General features: G+C 51.5%; 16 protein-coding genes. 3 read left to right on the forward strand and 13 right to left on the reverse strand.

Annotated features, from left to right (window positions below; translation table 11 throughout):
* From ACTF7Q_RS04795 to ACTF7Q_RS04805, 3 genes are all read left to right on the forward strand, one after another.
* Positions 1 to 1,035 (forward strand): ATP-dependent helicase (locus tag ACTF7Q_RS04795; protein ID WP_438996720.1); only part of this gene is annotated, 1,035 nt, incomplete at its 5' end.
* Positions 1,032 to 1,970, forward strand: a complete 939-nt coding sequence (locus tag ACTF7Q_RS04800; protein WP_438996721.1) for a 50S ribosomal protein L11 methyltransferase — start codon at positions 1,032 to 1,034, stop codon at positions 1,968 to 1,970. The genes ACTF7Q_RS04795 and ACTF7Q_RS04800, both read left to right, overlap by 4 nt.
* Complete coding sequence (locus ACTF7Q_RS04805; RefSeq protein ID WP_438996722.1) at positions 1,967 to 3,721, forward strand: aminopeptidase P family protein; 1,755 nt, start codon at positions 1,967 to 1,969, stop codon at positions 3,719 to 3,721. Before ACTF7Q_RS04800 ends, ACTF7Q_RS04805 begins: the two co-directional genes overlap by 4 nt.
* A 13-nt stretch (positions 3,722 to 3,734) precedes the next feature.
* Here the strand turns inward: ACTF7Q_RS04805 and ligA are convergent, their stop codons facing one another.
* The 13 genes from ligA to murD form a co-directional block, all read right to left on the reverse strand.
* A complete protein-coding gene (ligA, locus tag ACTF7Q_RS04810; RefSeq protein WP_438996723.1) occupies positions 3,735 to 5,825 on the reverse strand; it encodes an NAD-dependent DNA ligase LigA in 2,091 nt (696 codons plus the stop codon).
* Between the two features lie 4 nt (positions 5,826 to 5,829).
* On the reverse strand, positions 5,830 to 7,491 hold the full coding sequence (gene recN / locus ACTF7Q_RS04815) for a DNA repair protein RecN (RefSeq protein WP_438996724.1): 1,662 nt from the start codon (positions 7,489 to 7,491) through the stop codon (positions 5,830 to 5,832).
* Positions 7,492 to 7,497: 6 nt separating this feature from the next.
* A complete protein-coding gene (locus ACTF7Q_RS04820; protein WP_438996725.1) occupies positions 7,498 to 8,292 on the reverse strand; it encodes an outer membrane protein assembly factor BamD in 795 nt (264 codons plus the stop codon).
* 183 nt (positions 8,293 to 8,475) lie between these two features.
* Positions 8,476 to 9,414, reverse strand: coding sequence for a UDP-3-O-acyl-N-acetylglucosamine deacetylase (lpxC, locus tag ACTF7Q_RS04825; RefSeq protein ID WP_438996726.1), 939 nt, complete (start codon positions 9,412 to 9,414; stop codon positions 8,476 to 8,478).
* A 166-nt stretch (positions 9,415 to 9,580) separates the two neighbouring features.
* Entirely contained in the window at positions 9,581 to 11,476 is a 1,896-nt protein-coding gene (gene ftsZ / locus ACTF7Q_RS04830; protein WP_438996727.1) for a cell division protein FtsZ, read from the reverse strand.
* Positions 11,477 to 11,634: 158 nt separating this feature from the next.
* On the reverse strand, positions 11,635 to 12,933 hold the full coding sequence (ftsA, locus tag ACTF7Q_RS04835) for a cell division protein FtsA (protein ID WP_438996728.1): 1,299 nt from the start codon (positions 12,931 to 12,933) through the stop codon (positions 11,635 to 11,637).
* Positions 12,930 to 13,769, reverse strand: coding sequence for a cell division protein FtsQ/DivIB (locus tag ACTF7Q_RS04840; RefSeq protein ID WP_438996729.1), 840 nt, complete (start codon positions 13,767 to 13,769; stop codon positions 12,930 to 12,932). The genes ftsA and ACTF7Q_RS04840 overlap by 4 nt, the downstream gene beginning before the upstream one ends.
* The gene (locus tag ACTF7Q_RS04845; protein WP_438996730.1) at positions 13,757 to 14,665 is read right to left on the reverse strand and encodes a D-alanine--D-alanine ligase; all 909 of its coding nucleotides are present in this window, start codon (positions 14,663 to 14,665) and stop codon (positions 13,757 to 13,759) included. Before ACTF7Q_RS04845 ends, ACTF7Q_RS04840 begins: the two co-directional genes overlap by 13 nt.
* Entirely contained in the window at positions 14,662 to 15,591 is a 930-nt protein-coding gene (gene murB, locus ACTF7Q_RS04850) for a UDP-N-acetylmuramate dehydrogenase (RefSeq protein ID WP_438996731.1), read from the reverse strand. Before murB ends, ACTF7Q_RS04845 begins: the two co-directional genes overlap by 4 nt.
* Complete coding sequence (murC, locus tag ACTF7Q_RS04855; RefSeq protein ID WP_438996732.1) at positions 15,588 to 17,009, reverse strand: UDP-N-acetylmuramate--L-alanine ligase; 1,422 nt, start codon at positions 17,007 to 17,009, stop codon at positions 15,588 to 15,590. Before murC ends, murB begins: the two co-directional genes overlap by 4 nt.
* Entirely contained in the window at positions 17,006 to 18,190 is a 1,185-nt protein-coding gene (murG, locus tag ACTF7Q_RS04860; RefSeq protein WP_438996733.1) for an undecaprenyldiphospho-muramoylpentapeptide beta-N-acetylglucosaminyltransferase, read from the reverse strand. Before murG ends, murC begins: the two co-directional genes overlap by 4 nt.
* A complete protein-coding gene (locus tag ACTF7Q_RS04865; protein ID WP_438996734.1) occupies positions 18,187 to 19,311 on the reverse strand; it encodes an FtsW/RodA/SpoVE family cell cycle protein in 1,125 nt (374 codons plus the stop codon). Before ACTF7Q_RS04865 ends, murG begins: the two co-directional genes overlap by 4 nt.
* Positions 19,304 to 20,659 (reverse strand): UDP-N-acetylmuramoyl-L-alanine--D-glutamate ligase, encoded by a 1,356-nt coding sequence (gene murD / locus ACTF7Q_RS04870; protein ID WP_438996735.1) that lies wholly within the window; start codon positions 20,657 to 20,659, stop codon positions 19,304 to 19,306. Before murD ends, ACTF7Q_RS04865 begins: the two co-directional genes overlap by 8 nt.
* Positions 20,660 to 20,666: the final 7 nt, after the last annotated feature.

A 20,666-nucleotide genomic window follows, 5' to 3' on the forward strand; every position in this document is an offset into this window, starting at 1 on the left:
ATTGCCTATTTACGGCTGATTGCACAACCGGCTGATGATCTTGCGTTTGAACGGATCATAAATGTACCCAAGCGGGGCTTGGGAACCGCCAGCATTCAGGCTATCCATATACAGGCACGTGCCTCGCAAAAACCACTTCTGGCGGCGGCTATTGATCTGGTAGAGACCGAAGAATTGCGACCTGCTGCGCGCACAGCACTTGGCAAATTTGTTCAGGATATTGGACGCTGGCGTAACCAGATTGGAAGTCTGCATCAAGGTGATCTGGCGCGGATGGTGCTTGATGAATCTGGCTATACAACGATGTGGCAGATGGATAAATCGCCTGATGCCGAGGGCCGTCTTGAAAATCTGACCGAACTTGTCAGTGCGATGCAGGATTTTGACTCACTACAGGGATTTCTTGAGCATATCTCACTGGTGATGGATGGTGATACAATATCCGAACAAGGCGAAGTCACCTTGATGACATTACATGCCGCCAAGGGTTTGGAATTCGATACGGTCTTTTTGCCAGGTTGGGAGGAAGGTATTTTCCCCAGCCAGCGTACCATGGACGAAAATGGGGCTATCGGCCTCGAAGAAGAACGCCGTCTTGCCTATGTCGGCATCACCCGGGCGCGTAAAAATGTTCATATTTCCTTTGCCAGTAGCCGCCGCGTTCATGGCCAATGGCAATCGGCAATTCCCTCACGGTTTGTTCAGGAATTACCAGCCGAAAATATAATTGAAGATATGGCACAGGGTATGGGCATTGGCCGTGTCTCGCCAGCCTATATCAGTGGGGCATCGGATATCGTTGGCCAGCAAGGTTATGGCCCAGGATGGCGGCGCATGGCCAATCGCCAACAACAAGGTGCAGAAAACCGCTTTGTTGCCGAAGCCAATGGTGCGGCTTTTAATCGAGGTGATCGGGTGTTCCATCAGAAATTTGGCATGGGCAATGTTGTTAATGTTGAAGGTGACAAGCTGGAAATTTCTTTTGATAAAGCAGGTCACAAAAAGGTTGTGTCCGGATTTGTGAGCAAACCATGACTATTATATATGCTGTTCGTCTTGACCTACCTGACGTTACTGATGCAAAGGTTGTTGCCAGTTTTGAAACCGTGTTTAGTGAGCTTCTTGAAAGCGAGGCCACGTCGCATGTGCGAACGCCGCAAGAGCACTGGCATATTGAAGCTTTGTTCCTGTTCCCGCCGGATCAAGATGTGATCGCGCAGATGTTGGCACCGGTTTTTGACCAGCATGGATTGGCATCATCTGCTGTGCGGATTGAACAATTACCCCAGCGCGACTGGCTTGCCGAAAACCGGGCATCTTTTCCAGCACTTCATATTGGCCGCTTCTGGATATATGGCAGTCATATAGACGATGCCCCACCGCCAGCAAGTCTGCCGCTTCTGGTTGATGCAGCACAGGCTTTTGGATCTGGCACGCATCCCACCACCGAGGGCTGTTTGCGGGCGATGGATATGATTGATCGCCGTTACAAAGGTGGGGCGCCGCGCCATACGCTCGATATGGGTTGCGGATCTGCAATTCTTGGCATGGCAGCCGCAAAATTATGGCCATCCTGTCAGGTTATGGGTGCTGATAATGATCCTGTGGCTATCAAGGTAGCAGAGGCGAATCGGATCCGAAATAACATTGCCCCAGCACAGATGCGGCTTGGCGTATCAGCAGGCTTTTCTGGGCGTTCGGTTAGGCAAAATGGCCCTTATGACATCATTCTGGCCAATATACTTGCAGGCCCGCTTCGTAAGATGGCACCCTCACTGATGCCGAATCTGGCTGATAATGGCTGGCTGATCCTGTCTGGTATTCTGAATCATCAGGCGACCATGGTGGCACAGGCTTATGGTATGGTGGGTGCGCGCCTATGGGCGAAAATTCGTATTGGTGAGTGGACCAGTCTGGTTATGCGTCCGCGACAAGCAGGACAGATGCCGGCTTTATGGAGTTCTGAATGACAGCACAGATTTTTTCCGAACGTTTAAGGGCACTTCGTGCAGAGATGGCTGCGCATGATATTGATGGCTGGGTGATTGGCCGTGAAGATATGTATCAAGGCGAGGAAGTGCCCGCTGGTGATGAACGTTTGGCCTATATTTCGGGCTTCACGGGTTCGGCAGGCACCGCGATTATCTTTGCCGAGCACGCCGCATTATTCAGCGATGGCCGTTATAGTTTGCAGATGGAAAAACAGACCGACGCTGCGGCGTGGTCATGCCATACGATGCCTGATATTGACATCGGTGCCTGGCTGAAAACACAAACATTGACCAGCAGGACGATTGGTGTTGATGCACGCCTGATTACGCTTTCGGCTTTTGATAAATTATCGGCTGTGATGCGTGAGTCTGGATTGTCGTTAAAAGCCATGGCATTTAATCCCGTTGATATGATCTGGCAGGATCGTCCCATCGCCGATGTCACACCAGCTCATATAATGGCTGATGATATAGCTGGCGAGACGATCGACAGCAAACTTGATCGGTTAGCCGATAGATTAACAGATTTTGGATGTGATGCGGTTTTACTGTCACGTACGGATGCTGTTAACTGGCTTGCAAATATACGTGGGCACGACCTTGCCTGTACGCCGGTAACATTGGCATTTGCCTTGTATCATCGCGAGAATGGTTTGATCATATTGGCTGACCGCCAGCGTATGCTGCCTGTTCTGAACGAGCATATGGCCGTGGTGCCATTGGAACAGCTTGACGAACTATTGGAACCGATAGCTGGGTGCGACTTTATGATTGATCCTGCAAGTCTGCCAAAAGCCTTGCATCAGGTGATTTCAGATAGTGATGTTAATATTGTCACGGCGCCTTGTCCGGTGACAAAGATGAAAGCACAGAAAAATCCAGTCGAGCTGGATGGTTTTCGTAAAGCGCACCAGATTGATGGCATCGCAATGGCTGAATTTCTATGCTGGTTGGATCATGCCGATGTCAGCCAGATGCGGGAAAGTGCCGTGGCTGATAAATTACTGTCGATGCGTGCGACGCATCCGGATTTTATGTCACCAAGCTTTGAAACCATTGCGGGCACTGGCGCCAATGGTGCCATTGTCCATTATCGCGCGGTGGCTGGTCATGATAGTTTGATCCAGAATGATAGCCTATTTCTACTTGATTCAGGTGCGCATTATCGTTTTGGTACAACCGATATAACGCGCACCATCCTGATTGGCGATGCTGATGCCGAAATGCGGCGGGCCTTTACGGCTGTTCTGCAGGGCCATATTGCTTTGGCGCGGGCACATGTGCCTGTTGGCACGACCGGATTGCAGCTTGACACAATAGCGCGTGCGCCAATCTGGTCTGCGGGGCTTGATTATGCCCATGGCACAGGTCACGGCGTTGGCCATGTTCTGTCAGTGCATGAAGGGCCTGCCAGTATTTCCAAGCGCGGAAGCCTGTCCGTGGCGGCTGGTATGGTGCTATCCAATGAACCTGGTTATTACAAGACAGGGTCATGGGGCATTCGTATTGAAAATTTGATCGCGGTCAAGGCCTCGGGAACAGATGATTTTATTGAGTTTGAAACGCTGACCATGACGCCAATTGATCGCCGCTTGATTGACAAGACAATGCTGTCCGAGGCGGAAATCGCTTGGGTCGATATATATCATCAATGGGTGTTGTCGCAGATTGGTGCTGATGTGTCACCGCCATGTCAGGCATGGCTGATCGCGGCCTGTGCCCCTTTGTGATATATGTGCCCCTTTATGATGTGGGGGCGTTGATAAGCGCCCGCCATTGATCTTCGCTGAGCACCGTAACGCCAAGCGTGGCGGCCTTGCGGGCTTTTGAGCCGGCATCTGCCCCGGCAATCAGATAATCTGTCTTTGCCGATACCGAACCGGATACTTTGGCACCAAGGGCTTCGGCCTTGGCTTTGGCTTCGGCGCGGGACATTCCTGATAATGTGCCTGTAAAGACCACGGTTTTACCGCTGACAGCACTATCATCTAATGGCCGTTCAGGTGGTAGAATGGATAATTCGGACGCAAGATCGCTGACGATGTTTCGATGGGCTGAATCGCCAAAAAATCGACTTATATCGGCTGCCATTGCATCGCCAATCTGGTCAATATCAATAAGCGCGGCGATAGCTATCTTATGTTCGCTTTCACTTCTTCCTGGATCAAGTGCCGACATCATCATGTCCAGATCACCGTAATGCAACGCCAGAAGCCGCGAAGTGGCCTGTCCGACCTGCCGGATACCCAACGCATATATAAAGCGTTCAAACCCGATTATGCGTCGTGCATTGATTGAGGCAAATAGATTATCCAGCGATTTTGCCCCATAGCCATCCAGCGTGGCTAGCTTGTCGCGGCGTGTTTCAAGGCGGAAGATATCGGCGGGCGTTTTGACCCAGCCAAGCTCAAGAAACTGTTCGATTTGACGCGCGCCTAAGCCCTCAATATCAAACGCATCGCGCGATACGAAATGCTTGAGTTGCTCGAAAAGCTGTGCTGCACATGCCAATCCACCGGTGCAGCGCCGTACAGCTTCGCCATCGGGGCGGATCGCGTCCGAATTACAAACCGGACAGCGATCCGGAAAGGTGAATATCTGGACGTCATCGGAACGCTTTTCATCAAGCACGCGCACAACTTGTGGGATAACATCGCCAGCGCGCTGGATAATGACATGATCGCCTATTCGGATATCCTTGCGGGCTATTTCATCCTCATTATGCAAAGTCGCATTTGATACGACAACGCCGCCAACGGTGACAGGTGTTAATCTTGCCACGGGCGTCAATGCGCCAGTGCGCCCAACCTGAATATCAATTTTGGTGATTGTTGTTTCGGCTTGCTCTGCGGGAAATTTATGCGCCAAGGCCCAGCGTGGTGCGCGCGCCACCTGTCCAAGGCGTTCCTGATAATCATGCCGGTCAACTTTATAAACGACACCGTCAATATCATAATCTAGTGATGCGCGCTGGCTACCAATAGCTTCATAGGTGGCCAGCATGTCATCTAGCGTATGACAATGCTGCGATAATGGATTCACCGAAAATCCAAAACTGCGTAGAGCATTTAGAAATTCATTATGCGTTGCGGCGATGGGGGTGCTGGCTTCGCCCATCGAATAAGCAAAAAATGCCAGATTACGCGATCCGGTAATGCTGACATCCTTTTGCCTTAGCGATCCGGCAGCGGCGTTACGCGGATTGGCAAAAATCTTGCTGCCAGTGCGCTCCTGTTCAGCATTCAGAGCCAGAAAATCCCTCCGGTTCATATAGATTTCGCCACGTACTTCAAAAATATCAGGCGGCGTGCCATGCAATGTTTGTGGAATGGCATTTACGGTACGAATATTGGCGGTCACATCTTCGCCTTCACTACCATCACCGCGGGTTGCAGCCTGAACCAGATGACCCTTCTCATAGCGCAAACTTAACGATAAGCCATCGATCTTTGGTTCGGCAGTAAAAGCAATGTCATCGGTTTCCGCCAATGACAGAAATTTGCGAATGCGGGTCACAAAGTCAGCAATATCTTCGGCGCTAAAGCCGTTCGACAGTGACAACATTGGCTGTGCGTGGCGTATCTTGCCAAAGGTGCCGGATACCATGGTGCCAACACGCTGGCTTGGGCTATCTGGACGAATCAGTTCGGGAAATCTAGCTTCAAGCGTATTATTTCGGGCTACCAGCTTATCATAATCGGCATCGGAAATATCGGGCGCATCTTCGCCGTGATATTTGCGATCGTGATAAGCAATACGCTCGGCCAGATACGCCAGTTCTTGTGTGGCGTCATCAGCGGACATCTTGCTTGGGTCTGGACGATCGCTTGTCATATGTCTAGCCCTCAAGCAAAGCGGTTGCAGCAGCCCGGGCTTCGGCGGTGATATGCTCGCCAGCCAGCATGCGCGCGATTTCTTCGGTACGTGCATCGTCACTCAGCGTTTCGGTGCCACTGATAACGCTCTCATCCGTTACCTGTTTGGCGATACGCATATGATTGACACCGCGTGCTGCAACCTGTGGCGAATGCGTGATAACCAGTGTTTGCATATGTTCGCCTAGGCGGGCAAGGCGTTCGCCAACAGCCGCGGCAACTGCGCCACCAACGCCGCTATCAACCTCGTCAAAAATCAACGTCCGTGATGTGTTGCTATCTTCGAGTGCAACCTTCAAAGCCAGCAGAAAACGGGCCAGTTCGCCTCCCGAAGCAATCCGGTCGATAGGCCCTTGTGCCATACCTCTATTGGTGCTGGCTTCAAAACGCACCATATCCATGCCAAGCGCACCCCATTGATCCACAGGCAAGGGTGAGATATGTGAGTGGAAAGTCGCGTTTTCAAGCTTCAGTGGGGGTAATTCAGCCATGACAGCGCGGTCAAGCAACGCTGCGGCTGATTTGCGAGCGTCGGACACTATCTCGGCCATTTTTGTATAATAGTCGCGCCATTGCCGTTCATTATCTGCCAATTCCGCTAGGGTGCCAGACGAGTCCTCAATCGCGGCAAGGCGGCTAGCAAGTTGTTGATGCGTTTCTGCCAGCCCATCAACATCACAGTTATGTTTACGGGCTTGTTGGCGTAATTCGTGAAGCCGATCATCAACAGTTTCCAGCCGGTTTGGATCAGCTTCCAGACTTGACCCAACCGCGCTGATTTCGCTGATGGCTTCGGATAATTCGGCGTCAGCGCGGCTTAATGCGGCGAGGGCATTATCAAGCGCGCTCCCAGCTAGCGAAGCTGATTTTTCAAGCGCAGCCATGGCACTGCCAAGGCTGGCTTGCGCCCCGTTTTCATCGGTCAGGGCATGGTCAGCAAGCGCCAGCGTTTCACCAATTTTGCCAACATTGGCAAGCATGTCACGTTCGCTAACTAATTGTGCTTCTTCACCAGGTGATGGGCTTAAGGCGTCAAGCTGATTAACCGCATCGCGAAGCCATTCTTCATCGGCGCGGGCCTGATCAAGTTCCAATTTTGCGGTGGCCAGATTACGCTTTGACTGCATCCAATGCGCATGGGCGTCGGATAGTTTGTCCAGCATCTCCTGATGTCCGGCGGCGCGATCAAGCAATGTGATATGGCGGCTAACGTCAAGTAAGCCGCGCCCCTCAAATTGCCCCTGAATTTCAACAAGCAGATCGCCAGCCTTATGCAGCAGGCCAACCGAAACAGGCACATCATTAATTGATGCGTTTGATTTTCCATCAGCTTTCAAACGCCGCCGCAAAATTAATGTATCGTCAATATCAACGCCAGCATCATCCAGCAGTGCCCATACCGGATGTTTGGCATCCACATGAAAGCTTGCGCTTACCTGTGCCTGTGCACTGCCTTGACGGATCAAGCCAAAATTCGCACGGCTTCCCAAAGCCAGACCAAGCGCATCAAGCAAGATCGATTTACCAGCGCCAGTTTCGCCTGTCAGCACCGTCAGCCCATCGTCAAATTGCAACGTAAGTTGTTCAATGAGGACGATATTAGTGACGGACAAGCTTTGAAGCATGAGGCTTTAATCAAATAAATTTACGACGGACTCGGTGGTGCGTTCAAACCAGCCAGCTTCGAGTTCACGTTCTGGATTGTCACGAAGTTCCAGCAGACGTTGAGTCCATACAGATTGCGGATAGTTATAGATCGCGACCTCTTCAACACGTTCGGCTTCGCTAGCCAGACCAAGCGATAGATAGGCCTCGGTCATACGATATAGGGCTTCGGGCACCTGGTTGGTGGTATTATAGTCGGTCACGACATTTTCAAACCGGCGTAGTGCTGCACCATAATGCTGTTTGCTGAGATAAAACCGACCAACCGCCATTTCCTTGCCCGCAAGATGCGAGCGTGTCAGATCAATTTTCAAGGTCGCATCACGAAAATAGTCACCGTCGGGAAAGCGTCTTAGCAGTTCTTCAAAAGCCTGCATTGCTAATTTGGTCATTTCCGCGTCGCGTTGCACATCAACAATCTGTTCATAATAACATAGCGCTTTGAGATAATACGCATATTCGACGCGTTCATCCGCCGGATTTAGTTCGACAAATCGATCCAGAGACGCGATTGCACGCGGATAATTATTATCCTGATAAAATGCCCATGCCGCCATCAATTGCGCCCGTACGGCAAGCGATGAATAGGGATGCTGGCGTTCAACTTCCTCAAATTTCGGCGCGGCTTTCTTGGCATTCCCTGCAAGCGCGGTGTTCAACGCTTCATTATATAATTGTTCGACAGGAAGCTCGACCTGTTCTTCGACCTCAGTAGAAGAACATCCTGCTACCAAAAGCGCAGTGCTTGCTAAGACAATCAAGGGTATATGCTTTACCAAAACAGGCTCCACTCATAGGCATCGGCGAGCGTATCCCACCGTTACGCATTACAATAGCGACTTGATACGCAAGTGAAAAGAAGATGTTGTGAAAATTCTATTGTGATTATCGGTATATCACAAATATCGAAAGTCAAAATCAAGATGACCTGATAGCAAGTGGGCCTAAACAGCCGCGGCGGCGGCAAGTTCGGGCATTACATATGCCTCTGACTGGCTAGTCACAGCACCGTCACTGACGATCTGGAAAGCCTGTTTATTTTGCCATATGGCTTTGATCAGCATCATGCTAAGCGCATGTCCGGGGCGCGACGCTGTCAATTTGCCACGTATTTGCAGGCCAAGCAGGTAAAGGTCACCTAGACAGTCAAGAGCTTTATGCCGAACGAATTCGCGTTCCATCCGCAAACCGCCTTCATTGATTACAATTCCATTATCAACAACTACGGCGTTATTCAGCGAACCGCCCAATGCCAAACCGGCATTCTGCATCAGATCAACATCGCTCAGCTGGCAAAAAGTACGAGCCGTAGATAATTCTGCCTCAAAACTGCCGTCACAGTGAATATAATGTAGGCTCTGTTTACCAATGGCCTTGTCTTCAAAATCAATTTCAACGTCAATTTCCAGCTGGTTGGCAGGTTCTATCCGCGCCCAGGCACCATTATCAAGCTGCACTTCAATCGGCTGGGTAATAACAATATATTTGCGACGGGCATTGAGCGTTTCCAACCCAACACGTCTGATTGCATCAATAATCGGCTGACTGCTTCCGTCAAGGATCGGGGCTTCACCGGCGTCAACCTCGACGATGGCATTATCAAGACCAATTCCCGCAAAGGCGGCCATGAAATGTTCGATCGTCTCCAGACCTATGCCATCAGCATTGGCAATCCGGGTGCAAAGGCGCGCCTGTTCGGCATAATCAGCATGAGCAGAGACTGTTTGCAGGCTTTCTTCGACATCCATACGCCGGAATTTAATACCTGTACCAGCCGCCGCAGGACAGATTGAAGCATGAACAAACCGACCTGAATGTAGCGCAATATCTTCAAGCTGCACAGTATCCGCCAAAGTTGTCTGAAAAGGCTGGTTGATATACATCGGTTTTTTATTATCCTGCAAATTCAATTTATATAGCCTTTTCAGTGTTTTTATTCTGTTTCGAAGCTCATCAAAAAGACCCAGATACAACCTACATATGTATCTGGGTCTCTTCAAATCACGTTTGGTTACAGATTGTAGCAATGCAACCAGATGTAAGTTTTACTTAATTCACCTGTCGGCGAAGAAACGCAGGGATATCAAGCTCATCGTCAGGCTGTTCAAGCTGTGCTGTTGGTGCCGGATCCGTAGCCGGTTTAACAACGGCAGATTGTGGCAAATCCAGAACCGAAGATGTTTTGTCTTCTGTGGTGTCTTTAGCGGACACATTTGGCTCGCTTCGTTTCTGATTATCCGTTGTGCCAGGCTTTGACGACCATAATTCGGATATCTGCTTGATGATGCTGGTTGGACGCGGGGTTGGCGTTTCAGCCGCCTTTGGAACACTTGCTTCATCCGGCATTGCCGTTGGTGCCGCTGGAATAAAGGTTTTGCGTGGGGTATCTTCAGCCTTGGCATTACCTTCATTCTGCGGATCGAAACGTGGCATCAGACGCGATGTAAGCGAGGCCGTATCGGCCTTGGCTGTTGCGCTTGATGCGGTTACGGCTTCACCCGAAGCTACTTTACTCGAACTTGCTTCATTAATGGCTGTCATAGCCACATCTTTCGCACTATCAGCTTTCACGTCTGCATCCAAAGTTTTAGCCGCATCTACCGCATCGGTAAGCTCTAGCTGTGTTTCGACTGGCTGACTAGGGCTTTCGGCATTAGGCGCGGTAACGGTGCTGTCCGTTTCGGATGCTGATACGGTTTCGGTTACCGATGCGCCTTGTGGGTTGCTGGCAACAAGACTGCCAGCTTCATCATCAGCTTCATCATCAGCTTCCTTGGCAAGTGAACTGATTGACTCACGCAGAGTCGATATGCTGGCTGACGCTGTATCGGCCGATTGTGTCGGGGTTGGCTGTGTGTTTGCCGCGGGATTAGTTGTTGCACTAGCCATCGCATTTGCTTGCACCGGACTGGTTGTCATTGGTGGTTTTGCTATTTCGATTTTAGGCTGATGCACAGGAGGCTTTGCTTTTGCACTTGCAGCATCAATACCGGTGGCGACCACGGATACCCGCATGACGCCATCCAGTTTTTCATCAAATGCCGAGCCAAAGATGATAACCGCTTCCGGATCGATTTCCTTACGAATGCGATTGGCGGCTTCGTCAACTTCAAACAAGGTCATATCCAAACCGCCAGTGACATTGATCAAAACCGACCGTGCGCCATGCATAGTTGTATCATCAAGCAGTGGATTATTAATTGCGGCTTCGGCAGCCTGTGTTGCCCTGGTTTCACCAGATGCCTCGCCTGTGCCCATCATGGCTTTACCCATTTCGCTCATAACAGCGCGAATATCGGCAAAGTCCAGATTGATCATGCCAGGCTTGATCATCAGGTCGGTAACGCCGCACACACCTTGGTGAAGCACTGTATCAGCCATATGAAAAGCATCGGCAAAGGTTGTGCGTTCATTCGCAAGCCGGAATAGATTCTGGTTTGGAATGACAATCAGGGTATCAACGTAACTTTGCAATTCTTCGATACCTGCATCGGCAAGACCCATGCGCCGCTGCCCTTCAAATTCGAACGGCTTGGTAATCACGGCAACGGTCAATATGCCAGCATCACGTGCTGCCTTGGCAATCACGGGTGCTGCGCCTGTGCCTGTGCCACCGCCCATACCAGCGGTAATGAAAACCATATTGCAATCGGCCAGTTCAGCCATCACGTCTTCAAGGCTTTCTTCGGCAGCAGCACGGCCTATTTCTGGTTTTGAACCAGCGCCTAGTCCTTGCGTAATCGCACCACCAAGTTGAATTTTCTGGCTAGCTAGCGAGTGTGCAAGCGCTTGCCCATCGGTATTTGCAACCAGAAAATCTACACCTTGCAGATCGGCGTTGATCATATTGTTAACAGCATTGCAACCTGCGCCGCCTACACCGACAACGGTGATACGTGGACGCAATTCCTGCATGGTTTGTGGAACAGATAGATTGATAGTCATGATGGACTCCCTTCAGTTTGGGTTGGTCTAGAAAAAGCGCACATAGGCACGCCGATAAGGGGCAGGGCAGCGACAGGCTGCTTTGTCCCGCGATAGGTTTGCGTGTGACTGCGATAAACTTTGATAAAGATAGTGATTGGCATTTAACCGTTCCTTTCTCACAGATTGTCACGAAGCCACGCACCAATACGTTCAAATGGCCCATATGACAGGGTGCGTGTCTGTCGGTCGGTCGGGTCATTTTCCTCTAGACGGCTGATATGTGTCAGCGCGCCAATAGCTGCGGCAAATTCAGGGCCACTATTTTCGTCAAGCAGACCATCGACACCCTGGGGTTTCCCAAGAATGACGGTTTTCTGCGTAGCATGGGCATAGAGATCGGCAAGGCCGGTAAGTTGGCTGGCACCACCAGTCAACAGTAGGCGGTTGCCGGCAGCATGTTGCATATGTGCATTGTCGATGCGTGAAGTCAGAAGCTCGATGATTTCTTCAATCCGGGGCCGTATGATGGCACTAAGCAGATTACGCTCGACGCTTTTGCCGCCAATTTCGATATTGTCACCTTGCGTTGGTATCACGATATTGTCGCTATTGCCGTTGCGCATGACCTCGCTCAATGATGCAGGCGGTGTGCCACTCAGTTCGGTAGGCATGACCGATCCGTCGATGGCTTTAATGCGCTCGGCATCGGCAACAGGTAAGGACAGGATGCGGGCAATATCCGTGGTGACGCGGTGACCGCCAACTGGAATAGTGTCAACATAGATCAACTTACCATGCATGAAAATTGAGATCGAGGTTGTGCCCCCACCCATATCAATGACGGCACCGCCAAGATCACGTTCTTCTTCACTCAGACAGGAAAGTCCGGCGGCGTAACCAGCATGAATGAAACGGTCAACTTCGAGATGATTCAAAACCAGCGCTTCACGGAAATTTGTCAGGCTTGTGCGGGCGCCACTGACAATCGTATAATCAACCGAAAGCGAACTACCGCGCATACCACGTGGGTCGGCAATGCCGCGCACATCATCAAGGTCATATTGTAAGGTCTGCAAATGCATGGCCTGATGCGAGTCTGGTGTATCAGCATCATTTTCGCGTGCCATCAAACGTTGCATGTCGCGGCGGCGCACAGTCTTGTCAGATAGAGTCAATGCCTGTTTGCCAAGGCGCGAAACCGGCATCCCGCCTGGCGTAACAATGCTCATCGACTGAATGGACGTGCCGGCATCACGTTCGGCGGCGTGAACAGTTTTCCCGATAACGGTGCTTAACAGCTCCAGATTACTGACTTCACCATGCCGCATGCCAGCCGAGGCATGCATGCCTTGACCCAAAAGCTGGACTTTGCCTTTGCCATCGGCCTCACCAATCAAGCAGGTGACTTTGGATGATCCAAGGTCAAGCACGGCAAATGGACGGCGTATGGCGCTCTGTTTATTGCGCAGGATCATGTGCTTTTTCCCTTTCCTCGAACCGGAATATTGGGTTCGACAATCAATTGTTCGGGAATGCGCAGATCGATAACAGCGAGATCACGATTAATGATCTGTTTGCGTCTTTCCATCACGGCCAGTCGTGACCATGCCCGCCGCGGCTCAACTTCAGGAAGGCGAATTTCTATACCATTGCGCAGATGCACATCCCACCGGCGGCCTGACTGATAACTGATAGCCCATACCTCGGCGAATAATTCAGGCTCGGTTTTCAGTACCGACAGAATTTTCTCGGCATGTTTAGCTGAACCTTCGCCAGCAACGACAGGTAAATGGGTAAAGTCGCTGGCTTTGGCGCCTTTAATAATAACGCCATGCGCGTCGATAAGCTGATGCCCGTCTGCCGTTTGCAAAAGCCCCATAGGCAGGCGCTCTCTTATCGAAATCCTGACAGTCGATGGCATCCGGCGCTCAACAATGACGTCTTCAACCCAGCCAATGGCACTGATACGTTTATGAACCTCATCGATATTGATGCCCAAAATCGGATCGCCAAGCCGTAAATCGGTGGCGGCTACCAGACTGTCTGTTGGGGTATGTGCGCGTCCACGAACCTGAATGAATTGCAGATTAAGCCCTGCCTTACCTGTTGCTATCAGCATCTCGTCAACCAGGCGTTCACGATCTATATAAGCCAGCGTTGCAGTTGCCGCCAGCGTCAAGCCGACAAACCCCAGAAACAGTGTTTTCACACGCGGCAAATTGGTCTTGCTGGCAGGCGTTTCACGCCGCAAGTTTGATTTTTTGGTCTTATCTGTTGGCAAAACGCCAGGCTTCGATATTAATCGTCGCATTGTGCTGTCTCCAAAAGATGATTGACTAATTCTTCGCCTGTCATGCCGACAAAGCGCGCCTGTTCAGGCACCAGCGAAGTGGCTGTCATGCCTGGCTGAGTATTGATTTCCAGCATGAATAGCTGGTTGGTTGCATCGTTCCAGCGATAATCGGCACGGATGACACCGCGACACCCAAAGGCGCGGTAGGCACGTTCAGCCCACTCACATGCCTGCAAGGTCACATCTTCGGGAATGTCAGCTGGCAGAATATGTTGTGACCCGCCCGGGGCATATTTGGCGTCAAAATCATAAAAGCTGTTTTCAGAGGTGATTTCGGTCACGCATAAAGCGGTGCCCTCAAGCACCGAAACGGTCAGTTCGCGCCCCGGAATAAACGGCTCGCATAATAGCTGGGTATTGGTATTCCAAAGGCTACGTGCAGGTGCCTTATCACCATCCTTGACGATAACAACACCAAAACTTGACCCGTCATTCAGCGGTTTGATCACATGCGCCTGCATGGCATGTTCCGGATAGACATGGGTATCTTCAACCAATGGCAAGGTGGCAGGCACCCTGATGCCACATGTGGTCATAATCATTTTGGCCAGCACCTTATCCATTGCCAGCGCCGAGGCCACCAGACCGCTATGCGTGTAGGGAATATTCATGATGTTCAACAGACCCTGAATATTGCCATCTTCGCCAACCTGTCCATGCAGAGCGTTAAAGCAACGGTCGGGTTTCATCTCGGCTAGCTTTGTGGCAATATCACGATCAACTTCGACTTCGACAGCATCCCAACCAGCCGAACGCGCTGCCTGTCCGCAAAAACTTGCTGAAACACGACTGACCGATGCCTCGGATGTCCATCCGCCCATAAGAACGGCAACACGACTAGGATGCGCACTCATTGCGATGTCTCCTGCTGGTTTAACTTGGTAAGCGCATGACCGATGCGGCGGATTTCCCAGCGCAAATCGGGGCCACCAGATGCGCGTACGCGTGCCCGCACAGTCTCACCAAGGGTTTCGATATCTTCAGCGGTGGCACCGCCATTATTGATCAGAAAATTACAATGCTTTTCGGATACCTGTGCGGCACCAACTGCCAACCCACGACAACCTGCACGATCGATTTCCTGCCACGCTTTGCCGCCATCTGGATTGGCAAAGGTGCTTCCACCCGTCCGCACGCCGCGTGGCTGGGCATCACCGCGGCTGGCGACAATCTCTTTCATTCGTGCACGGATAGCGTCATGGTCGCCGGGGTGTGCCTGCATGCTTGCCGATGTAAAGATCCAGTCAGCAGGCGCATCACTATGCCGATAGGCCATGCCCATTTCGGTTGGTGTGGCGCTGATCGGATTACCAGCCCGGTCAAAGCCGTGCGCGATCATTGTGATATCTTTAAATTCGTTGCCATAGGCACCAGCATTCATGCGTAAACCGCCGCCAACCGTGCCGGGGATGCCAATTAGAAACTCAAGTCCAGTCAAGCCTGCCTTGGAAGCATAACGCGCAACCTCGGCGTCAAGCGCGCCAGTCTGTGCGGTCACAATTGAGCCGTCATGATGAATATGCTTCATATGATCGGTCAGCTTGATGATGACCCCGCTTACACCGCCATCACGAACCAGAAGGTTGGATCCAGCACCAATTGGCAAAATCGGAATATCGGCATCGCAATGGGCAAGGAAATGCGACAAATCCTCTTCATCAACAGGGCTGAAAATCACATCAGCTGGACCGCCAACACCAAACCAGGTATGCGCTGACATGGCATCCTGTATGGCGTAATCGCCGCGTATTTTGGGAAGGCGTGTTATCAAATCAGTCATGATGATACCTCCCGCAATGCGTCAAGCTCGGCAGGCAATGATGCTGCCCAGCTGGTGATATCACCGGCACCAAGGCACATGACAAGATCACCTTTGCTGGTGCGTTTCATGATTTCCTGTGCCAACACAGATTGACTGTCAAGCGCTGCCGGCCCTTTATGACCATGGTCACGAAGCCCTTCAACAAGGGCGGCTTTGTCAAATCCCTCGATGGGTGTTTCACCGGCGGCATAGACATCTGCAACAAGCACGTCATCAGCGTCGTTGAAGCACCCACAGAAATCGCTAAATAAATCAGCAAGTCGGCTATAGCGGTGAGGCTGGACAACAGCGACCAGCTTATTATCACCGCACATCATCCGGCCAGCTTGCAAGGCGGCTTTTATCTCGACGGGATGATGCCCATAATCGTCAATGATCGTAACCCCGTCGCTGACGCCTTTGGTTTCAAACCGGCGTCCAACTCCACCAAATGTGGCAAGTGTGTCTTTGATCTTTTGGGCATTGATATTCATTTCCAGCGCTACCGCAATGGCGGCTAGACAGTTCTGGACATTATGATCGCCCAGCATTGGAAACAGCACATCATCAATCCGTTCCATATCGCCAACAAGACGATCGGATAGCAAAACATCAAACAGCATATTGCTACCTTCAACCCGCAAATTTGTTGCGCGCACATCGGCATTAGCTGACATGCCATAGGTTATAATCCGGCGATCTTTGATATGCGCCATCATGCGCTGAACGGCAGGATGATCAATACATAAGGTGGCAAAGCCGTAAAAGGGAATGGAAGATACAAAATTCAAAAAGGCCGTTTCCAGCGCCTCAAAACTGCCATGATGATCAAGATGTTCAGGGTCTATATTGGTGACGACGGCGACAGTAGGTTTCAGTTTGGCAAAAGAGCCATCACTTTCGTCGGCTTCGACAACCATCCATTTGCCTTTGCCAAGCCTGGCATTACTACCCCAGCCGGTAATGATACCGCCATTGATGACGGTCGGGTCAATCTGTGCGCCATCCAGCAAGGTCGCAACCAAAGATGTGGTTGTGGTTTTACCATGCGTGCCGGCCACGGCGACTGACCAGCGCAATCGCATCAACTCACCCAGCATTTCGGCGCGATGTACTATCGGCAGAAATCGTGCTCGTGCTGCCACCACTTCTGGGTTGTCGGCTTTAATCGCGGTCGATGTAACAACCAGAGCTGCGTCACCCAGATTTTCGGCACTTTGCCCAACCATCACCGGAATGCCTTGTGCGCGCAAACGTCGTACATTGGCATTTTCCGACATATCACTGCCTTGAACAGAATAGCCAAGCTCGAACAGAATTTCGGCAATGCCGCTCATGCCGATACCGCCAATACCGGTGAAATGCATTGTGCCGATGGAAAGTGGTAACTCGCTCATATCGCAGCCCCCTGATTAGATGAAGGCGAATTAGACGATGCGTTTCCCTTGATACAGGCTTCGATTAAATCTGTGATACTTCCCGCCGCGTCGGGTCTTGATAACTGCTTTGCTTTGCGCGCCATATCAGTCAGCGCTGATGGGTCATTCAACAAGTCTGTCAGATGCCTGGCCAGTTTCTTGGCGTCCAGATCGTTTTCGGCAAGGCATAGGCCCCCGCCAAGTGTCTGCATCTGCATGGCGTTTTGTGTCTGATGATCATCCATGGCATGGGGAAAAGGAATGAAAATTGTTGGCGCGCCCAAAGCCGCTAGCTCGGCAACGGACGACGCGCCAGCCCGGCTGATGATCAGGTCGCTTTGGCGGATATGGCTGGCGATATCGGCAAAGAACGGTGCGATGGTGGCAGTGATGCCCATTTCGGCATAAAGCGCGTCTAGCGCGTCAACCTGATCGCTGCGGGCTTGCTGGGTTATGACAAGGCGTTCTTTTATGTCAGCAGGCAGCATCCCTATGGCCGCGGGAATCAACGAGGCAAAAACGGCCGCGCCCTGGGACCCGCCAAATACAGCCAGATACAGTTTTTCACCCTTATTAACGGGTGCTGATTTTTGCGCGCTGGCAGATACACTGTCCTGATGAAACACATCACGCACAGGCATGCCGGTGACTTCGATGTGAATATTTTCAGGCAGATTGCGGGTGCCTTCCCAACTTAGCGCCAAATTGCCTGCATGGCGAGCTAACAGATGATTGGCCCGCCCCAGAAACGCATTCTGTTCATGCAGAACACGTGGGACGCGCAACAAGCCGCCAGCAAATAAAGGCGCAAAGGATGGATAGCCGCCAAACCCTATAATAGCCGCTGGACGTTGCAAGCAGAAATGGAGCAGACATTGCCCAACGCCAAACCCAAGCTTGAAAAGCGCACTCAGGCGGCGGATGATGCCACTCTGGAATGGCGATGCACTGGCAATGACTGTCACGCCAAGCAGGGCTGATGACGCGTCCTGATTGCTGGCCGTGGCAATTTTTGCCCCGCGCTTATCGGTGAATAGCTGGGTTCGATACCCACGGGCGCTTAGTGTTTCGGCAACCGCAATGGCGGGGAATACATGACCGCCTGTGCCACCTGCGGCAAGACAGACCAACGGCTTGTTAAGTGGTGCAAGGCGGGTCATAGCTGATCCCCCCTAGCAAAACTATCGGCCGCTGTCCGTTTGCGAGTCAGCGCCAAGATCAAACCCATTGTCAAACTGCTGGCCAATAACGAGGACCCACCATAACTGATAAAGGGTAGGGTCATGCCTTTGGTCGGGATCAGATCGACTGATGATGCCATATGAATACATGCCTGCACGCCAAATTGCATGACTAGGCTGGAAGCTGCAATCAGGCAGAACAGGCCTTCGCCTGACATCGCCCGAGTAAAGCCGCGAAGAACGATGAAAGCATAAAGCCCAAGCAGGATCAGACAGGCTATCGCACCATATTCCTCGGCCGCCACCGCAAAAATGAAATCTGAATGGGCATCTGGCAGATTTAGTTTTACCCGGCCGTCACCAGGTCCGACGCCAAAGAAACCGCCTTCGGCAAAACTTTCACGCGCTTTATCGACTTGCCATGATCCGCCATTGAAAAACTTGTCCACGCGCATCTGCACGTGACTCAGATTCTGATAGGCCAGATAAAAGGCAATAGGTGCCAGAGCGATAGCGCCAATTACGAATAACAGTGGCATGCCAGCCAGAAACATCTGAAAGCCCCATGTCAGTGTAATGACTACGGTCATGCCAATATCAGGTTGTAAAACCAGAATTGTCACCAGAATGGCCAGCAAGCCGGTGGAATAAATCCAGCCAGGAAAGTCTTGCCCTTCACGCCACAGGGTCAGTAGCCAAGCCGAAACAATGGCGAATAGGGGCTTGGCAAATTCTGATGGTTGCAAGTTAAAGCCAGCAATCGAAATCCAGCGTGTCGCGCCTTTGATTTCACTGCCAGCGACAATTGCTAGGATCATAAGCCCTATAATGGCTACCATGCCGATCAGCGCCAACGCCCTGATGGGACGCGGCTCCAATAATGAAACGCCGAAAATAATGGCTATTGCAGGAAGAAGATACATCACCTGACGGATAACGAAATGCTGTGATGGTAAGCTGATAAGATTAGCCACAGCAGGTCCCGCCGCCATCACCAGCAAGGTGCCGATTACCATCAAAATCAAGGCGCATGCCAATAGCCAGCGGTCAACAGTCCACCACCATACCCCGACCAGCGAGCGATCTGTACGATCAAGCATAACTGCCTCCCATAGAGCTGGTCATAGAACCGGAAGCCGTGGCGCAAAGTGTCGAGGCTAGGGCAGTAAAGGCATCGCCGCGGGCTTCAAAACTATCAAATTGGTCAAAGGATGCGGCCGCAGGCGATAGCAGAATATGCGCTGTATTTGATGCGCTTTGGGCATCGGCAAAGGCGGCATATGTCGCACTTGTAAGATCATGATGAATTTCGGTAGGGCATTTGCCATTAAGCTGGCCGGCGAATAGATCAGCCGCGGCACCAATCAGATAGGCCTTTTTGACCGCCCCAAGGGCGTCACCTGCCGCGCCGATGCCATCATCTTTGGCCAGACCGCCAGCAATCCAGTAAATATTGTTAAATGCCATCAGCGCTTTGGCCGCGGCAACGCCATTGGTGGCTTTAGAATCATTGATAAAGGTTATTTGCCCTGTCTGTCCTACAGGTTGCAGACGATGCGGCAGGCCAGTAAACGACGCCATGCCTGAGTCAATCATGTTTTCGGCATAGCCCAATATACGCATGATGCTGGCTATGGCGGCAGCATTTTGTGCATTATGCGCACCCTTGAGAGCAGGGGAGCTATCGCGGCCTTTGGGCGCATCTGATGAAGTAACCGTTTTTACAGTTACCATGTCAGCAACAGGCGTTCTGGCAAAGTCACGCATATAATCATCATCACTGCCTAGAATGACATGCCCACCAGCACAGGTTGCCGTAACCATAAGCTGTTTGGCCGCAACATAGCCATCCATGCCACCATGGCGATCAAGATGATCTGGCGTTATGTTCAGCACAACGCCAAAATCAGGTGCCAGAGACGGCGTTGTTTCAAGTTGATAGGATGATAGTTCGAGAATGATATAACCGTTGGTTCCGGGATCTTTCAGTGAACACGCCGCATCGCCGATATTGCCTCCGACGGCAATCTTGGCACCAGCCTCGACCAAACAATGAGCAAGCAGGGCGGTACAGGTCGATTTTCCATTGGTGCCGGTAATCGCAATCAGTCGGGCGTCGCTTTTGGCGCGCAAAGCCAGCTCGACTTCGCTGATGATAGGAATGCCCATATTGCTGGCTTTTGCCGCCGCCGGATGCGGTTTTGGATGAAGATGCGGTATGCCCGGGCTGATGACCAGCGCATCTAATGTTTCCCATGACCAGTCTTGCCAGTCCTGCCAGATAAAGTTATCAGCGGTGCAGCCAGATGGTATGTCTCTATGGGCCTTATCATCATAGGCATATGTAACCGCACCTGCTGCTGCCAGTGAACGAGCAGCCGCAATGCCGGAACGACCAAGGCCTAAAAGCCCTATGCGTTGTCCTGACATGTTGTGCGGTATCATCATGATTTGC

Origin of the sequence: Puniceispirillum sp. (SeqCode) (assembly GCF_965657105.1) — a bacterium.
In the GTDB taxonomy this organism is placed as follows: domain Bacteria; phylum Pseudomonadota; class Alphaproteobacteria; order Puniceispirillales; family Puniceispirillaceae; genus Puniceispirillum.

Bases quoted from the DNA above. Each gene is read 5' to 3' on its own strand.
- ACTF7Q_RS04800 (WP_438996721.1), top strand. From the start codon at position 1,032: ATGACTATTATATATGCTGTTCGTCTTGACCTACCTGACGTTACTGAT.
- ACTF7Q_RS04805 (WP_438996722.1), top strand. From the start codon at position 1,967: ATGACAGCACAGATTTTTTCCGAACGTTTAAGGGCACTTCGTGCAGAG.
- ligA (WP_438996723.1), bottom strand. From the start codon at position 5,825: ATGACAAGCGATCGTCCAGACCCAAGCAAGATGTCCGCTGATGACGCC.
- recN (WP_438996724.1), bottom strand. From the start codon at position 7,491: ATGCTTCAAAGCTTGTCCGTCACTAATATCGTCCTCATTGAACAACTT.
- lpxC (WP_438996726.1), bottom strand. From the start codon at position 9,414: ATGTATATCAACCAGCCTTTTCAGACAACTTTGGCGGATACTGTGCAG.
- ftsZ (WP_438996727.1), bottom strand. From the start codon at position 11,476: ATGACTATCAATCTATCTGTTCCACAAACCATGCAGGAATTGCGTCCA.
- ftsA (WP_438996728.1), bottom strand. From the start codon at position 12,933: ATGATCCTGCGCAATAAACAGAGCGCCATACGCCGTCCATTTGCCGTG.
- ACTF7Q_RS04840 (WP_438996729.1), bottom strand. From the start codon at position 13,769: ATGCGACGATTAATATCGAAGCCTGGCGTTTTGCCAACAGATAAGACC.
- ACTF7Q_RS04845 (WP_438996730.1), bottom strand. From the start codon at position 14,665: ATGAGTGCGCATCCTAGTCGTGTTGCCGTTCTTATGGGCGGATGGACA.
- murB (WP_438996731.1), bottom strand. From the start codon at position 15,591: ATGACTGATTTGATAACACGCCTTCCCAAAATACGCGGCGATTACGCC.
- murC (WP_438996732.1), bottom strand. From the start codon at position 17,009: ATGAGCGAGTTACCACTTTCCATCGGCACAATGCATTTCACCGGTATT.
- murG (WP_438996733.1), bottom strand. From the start codon at position 18,190: ATGACCCGCCTTGCACCACTTAACAAGCCGTTGGTCTGTCTTGCCGCA.
- ACTF7Q_RS04865 (WP_438996734.1), bottom strand. From the start codon at position 19,311: ATGCTTGATCGTACAGATCGCTCGCTGGTCGGGGTATGGTGGTGGACT.
- murD (WP_438996735.1), bottom strand. From the start codon at position 20,659: ATGATGATACCGCACAACATGTCAGGACAACGCATAGGGCTTTTAGGC.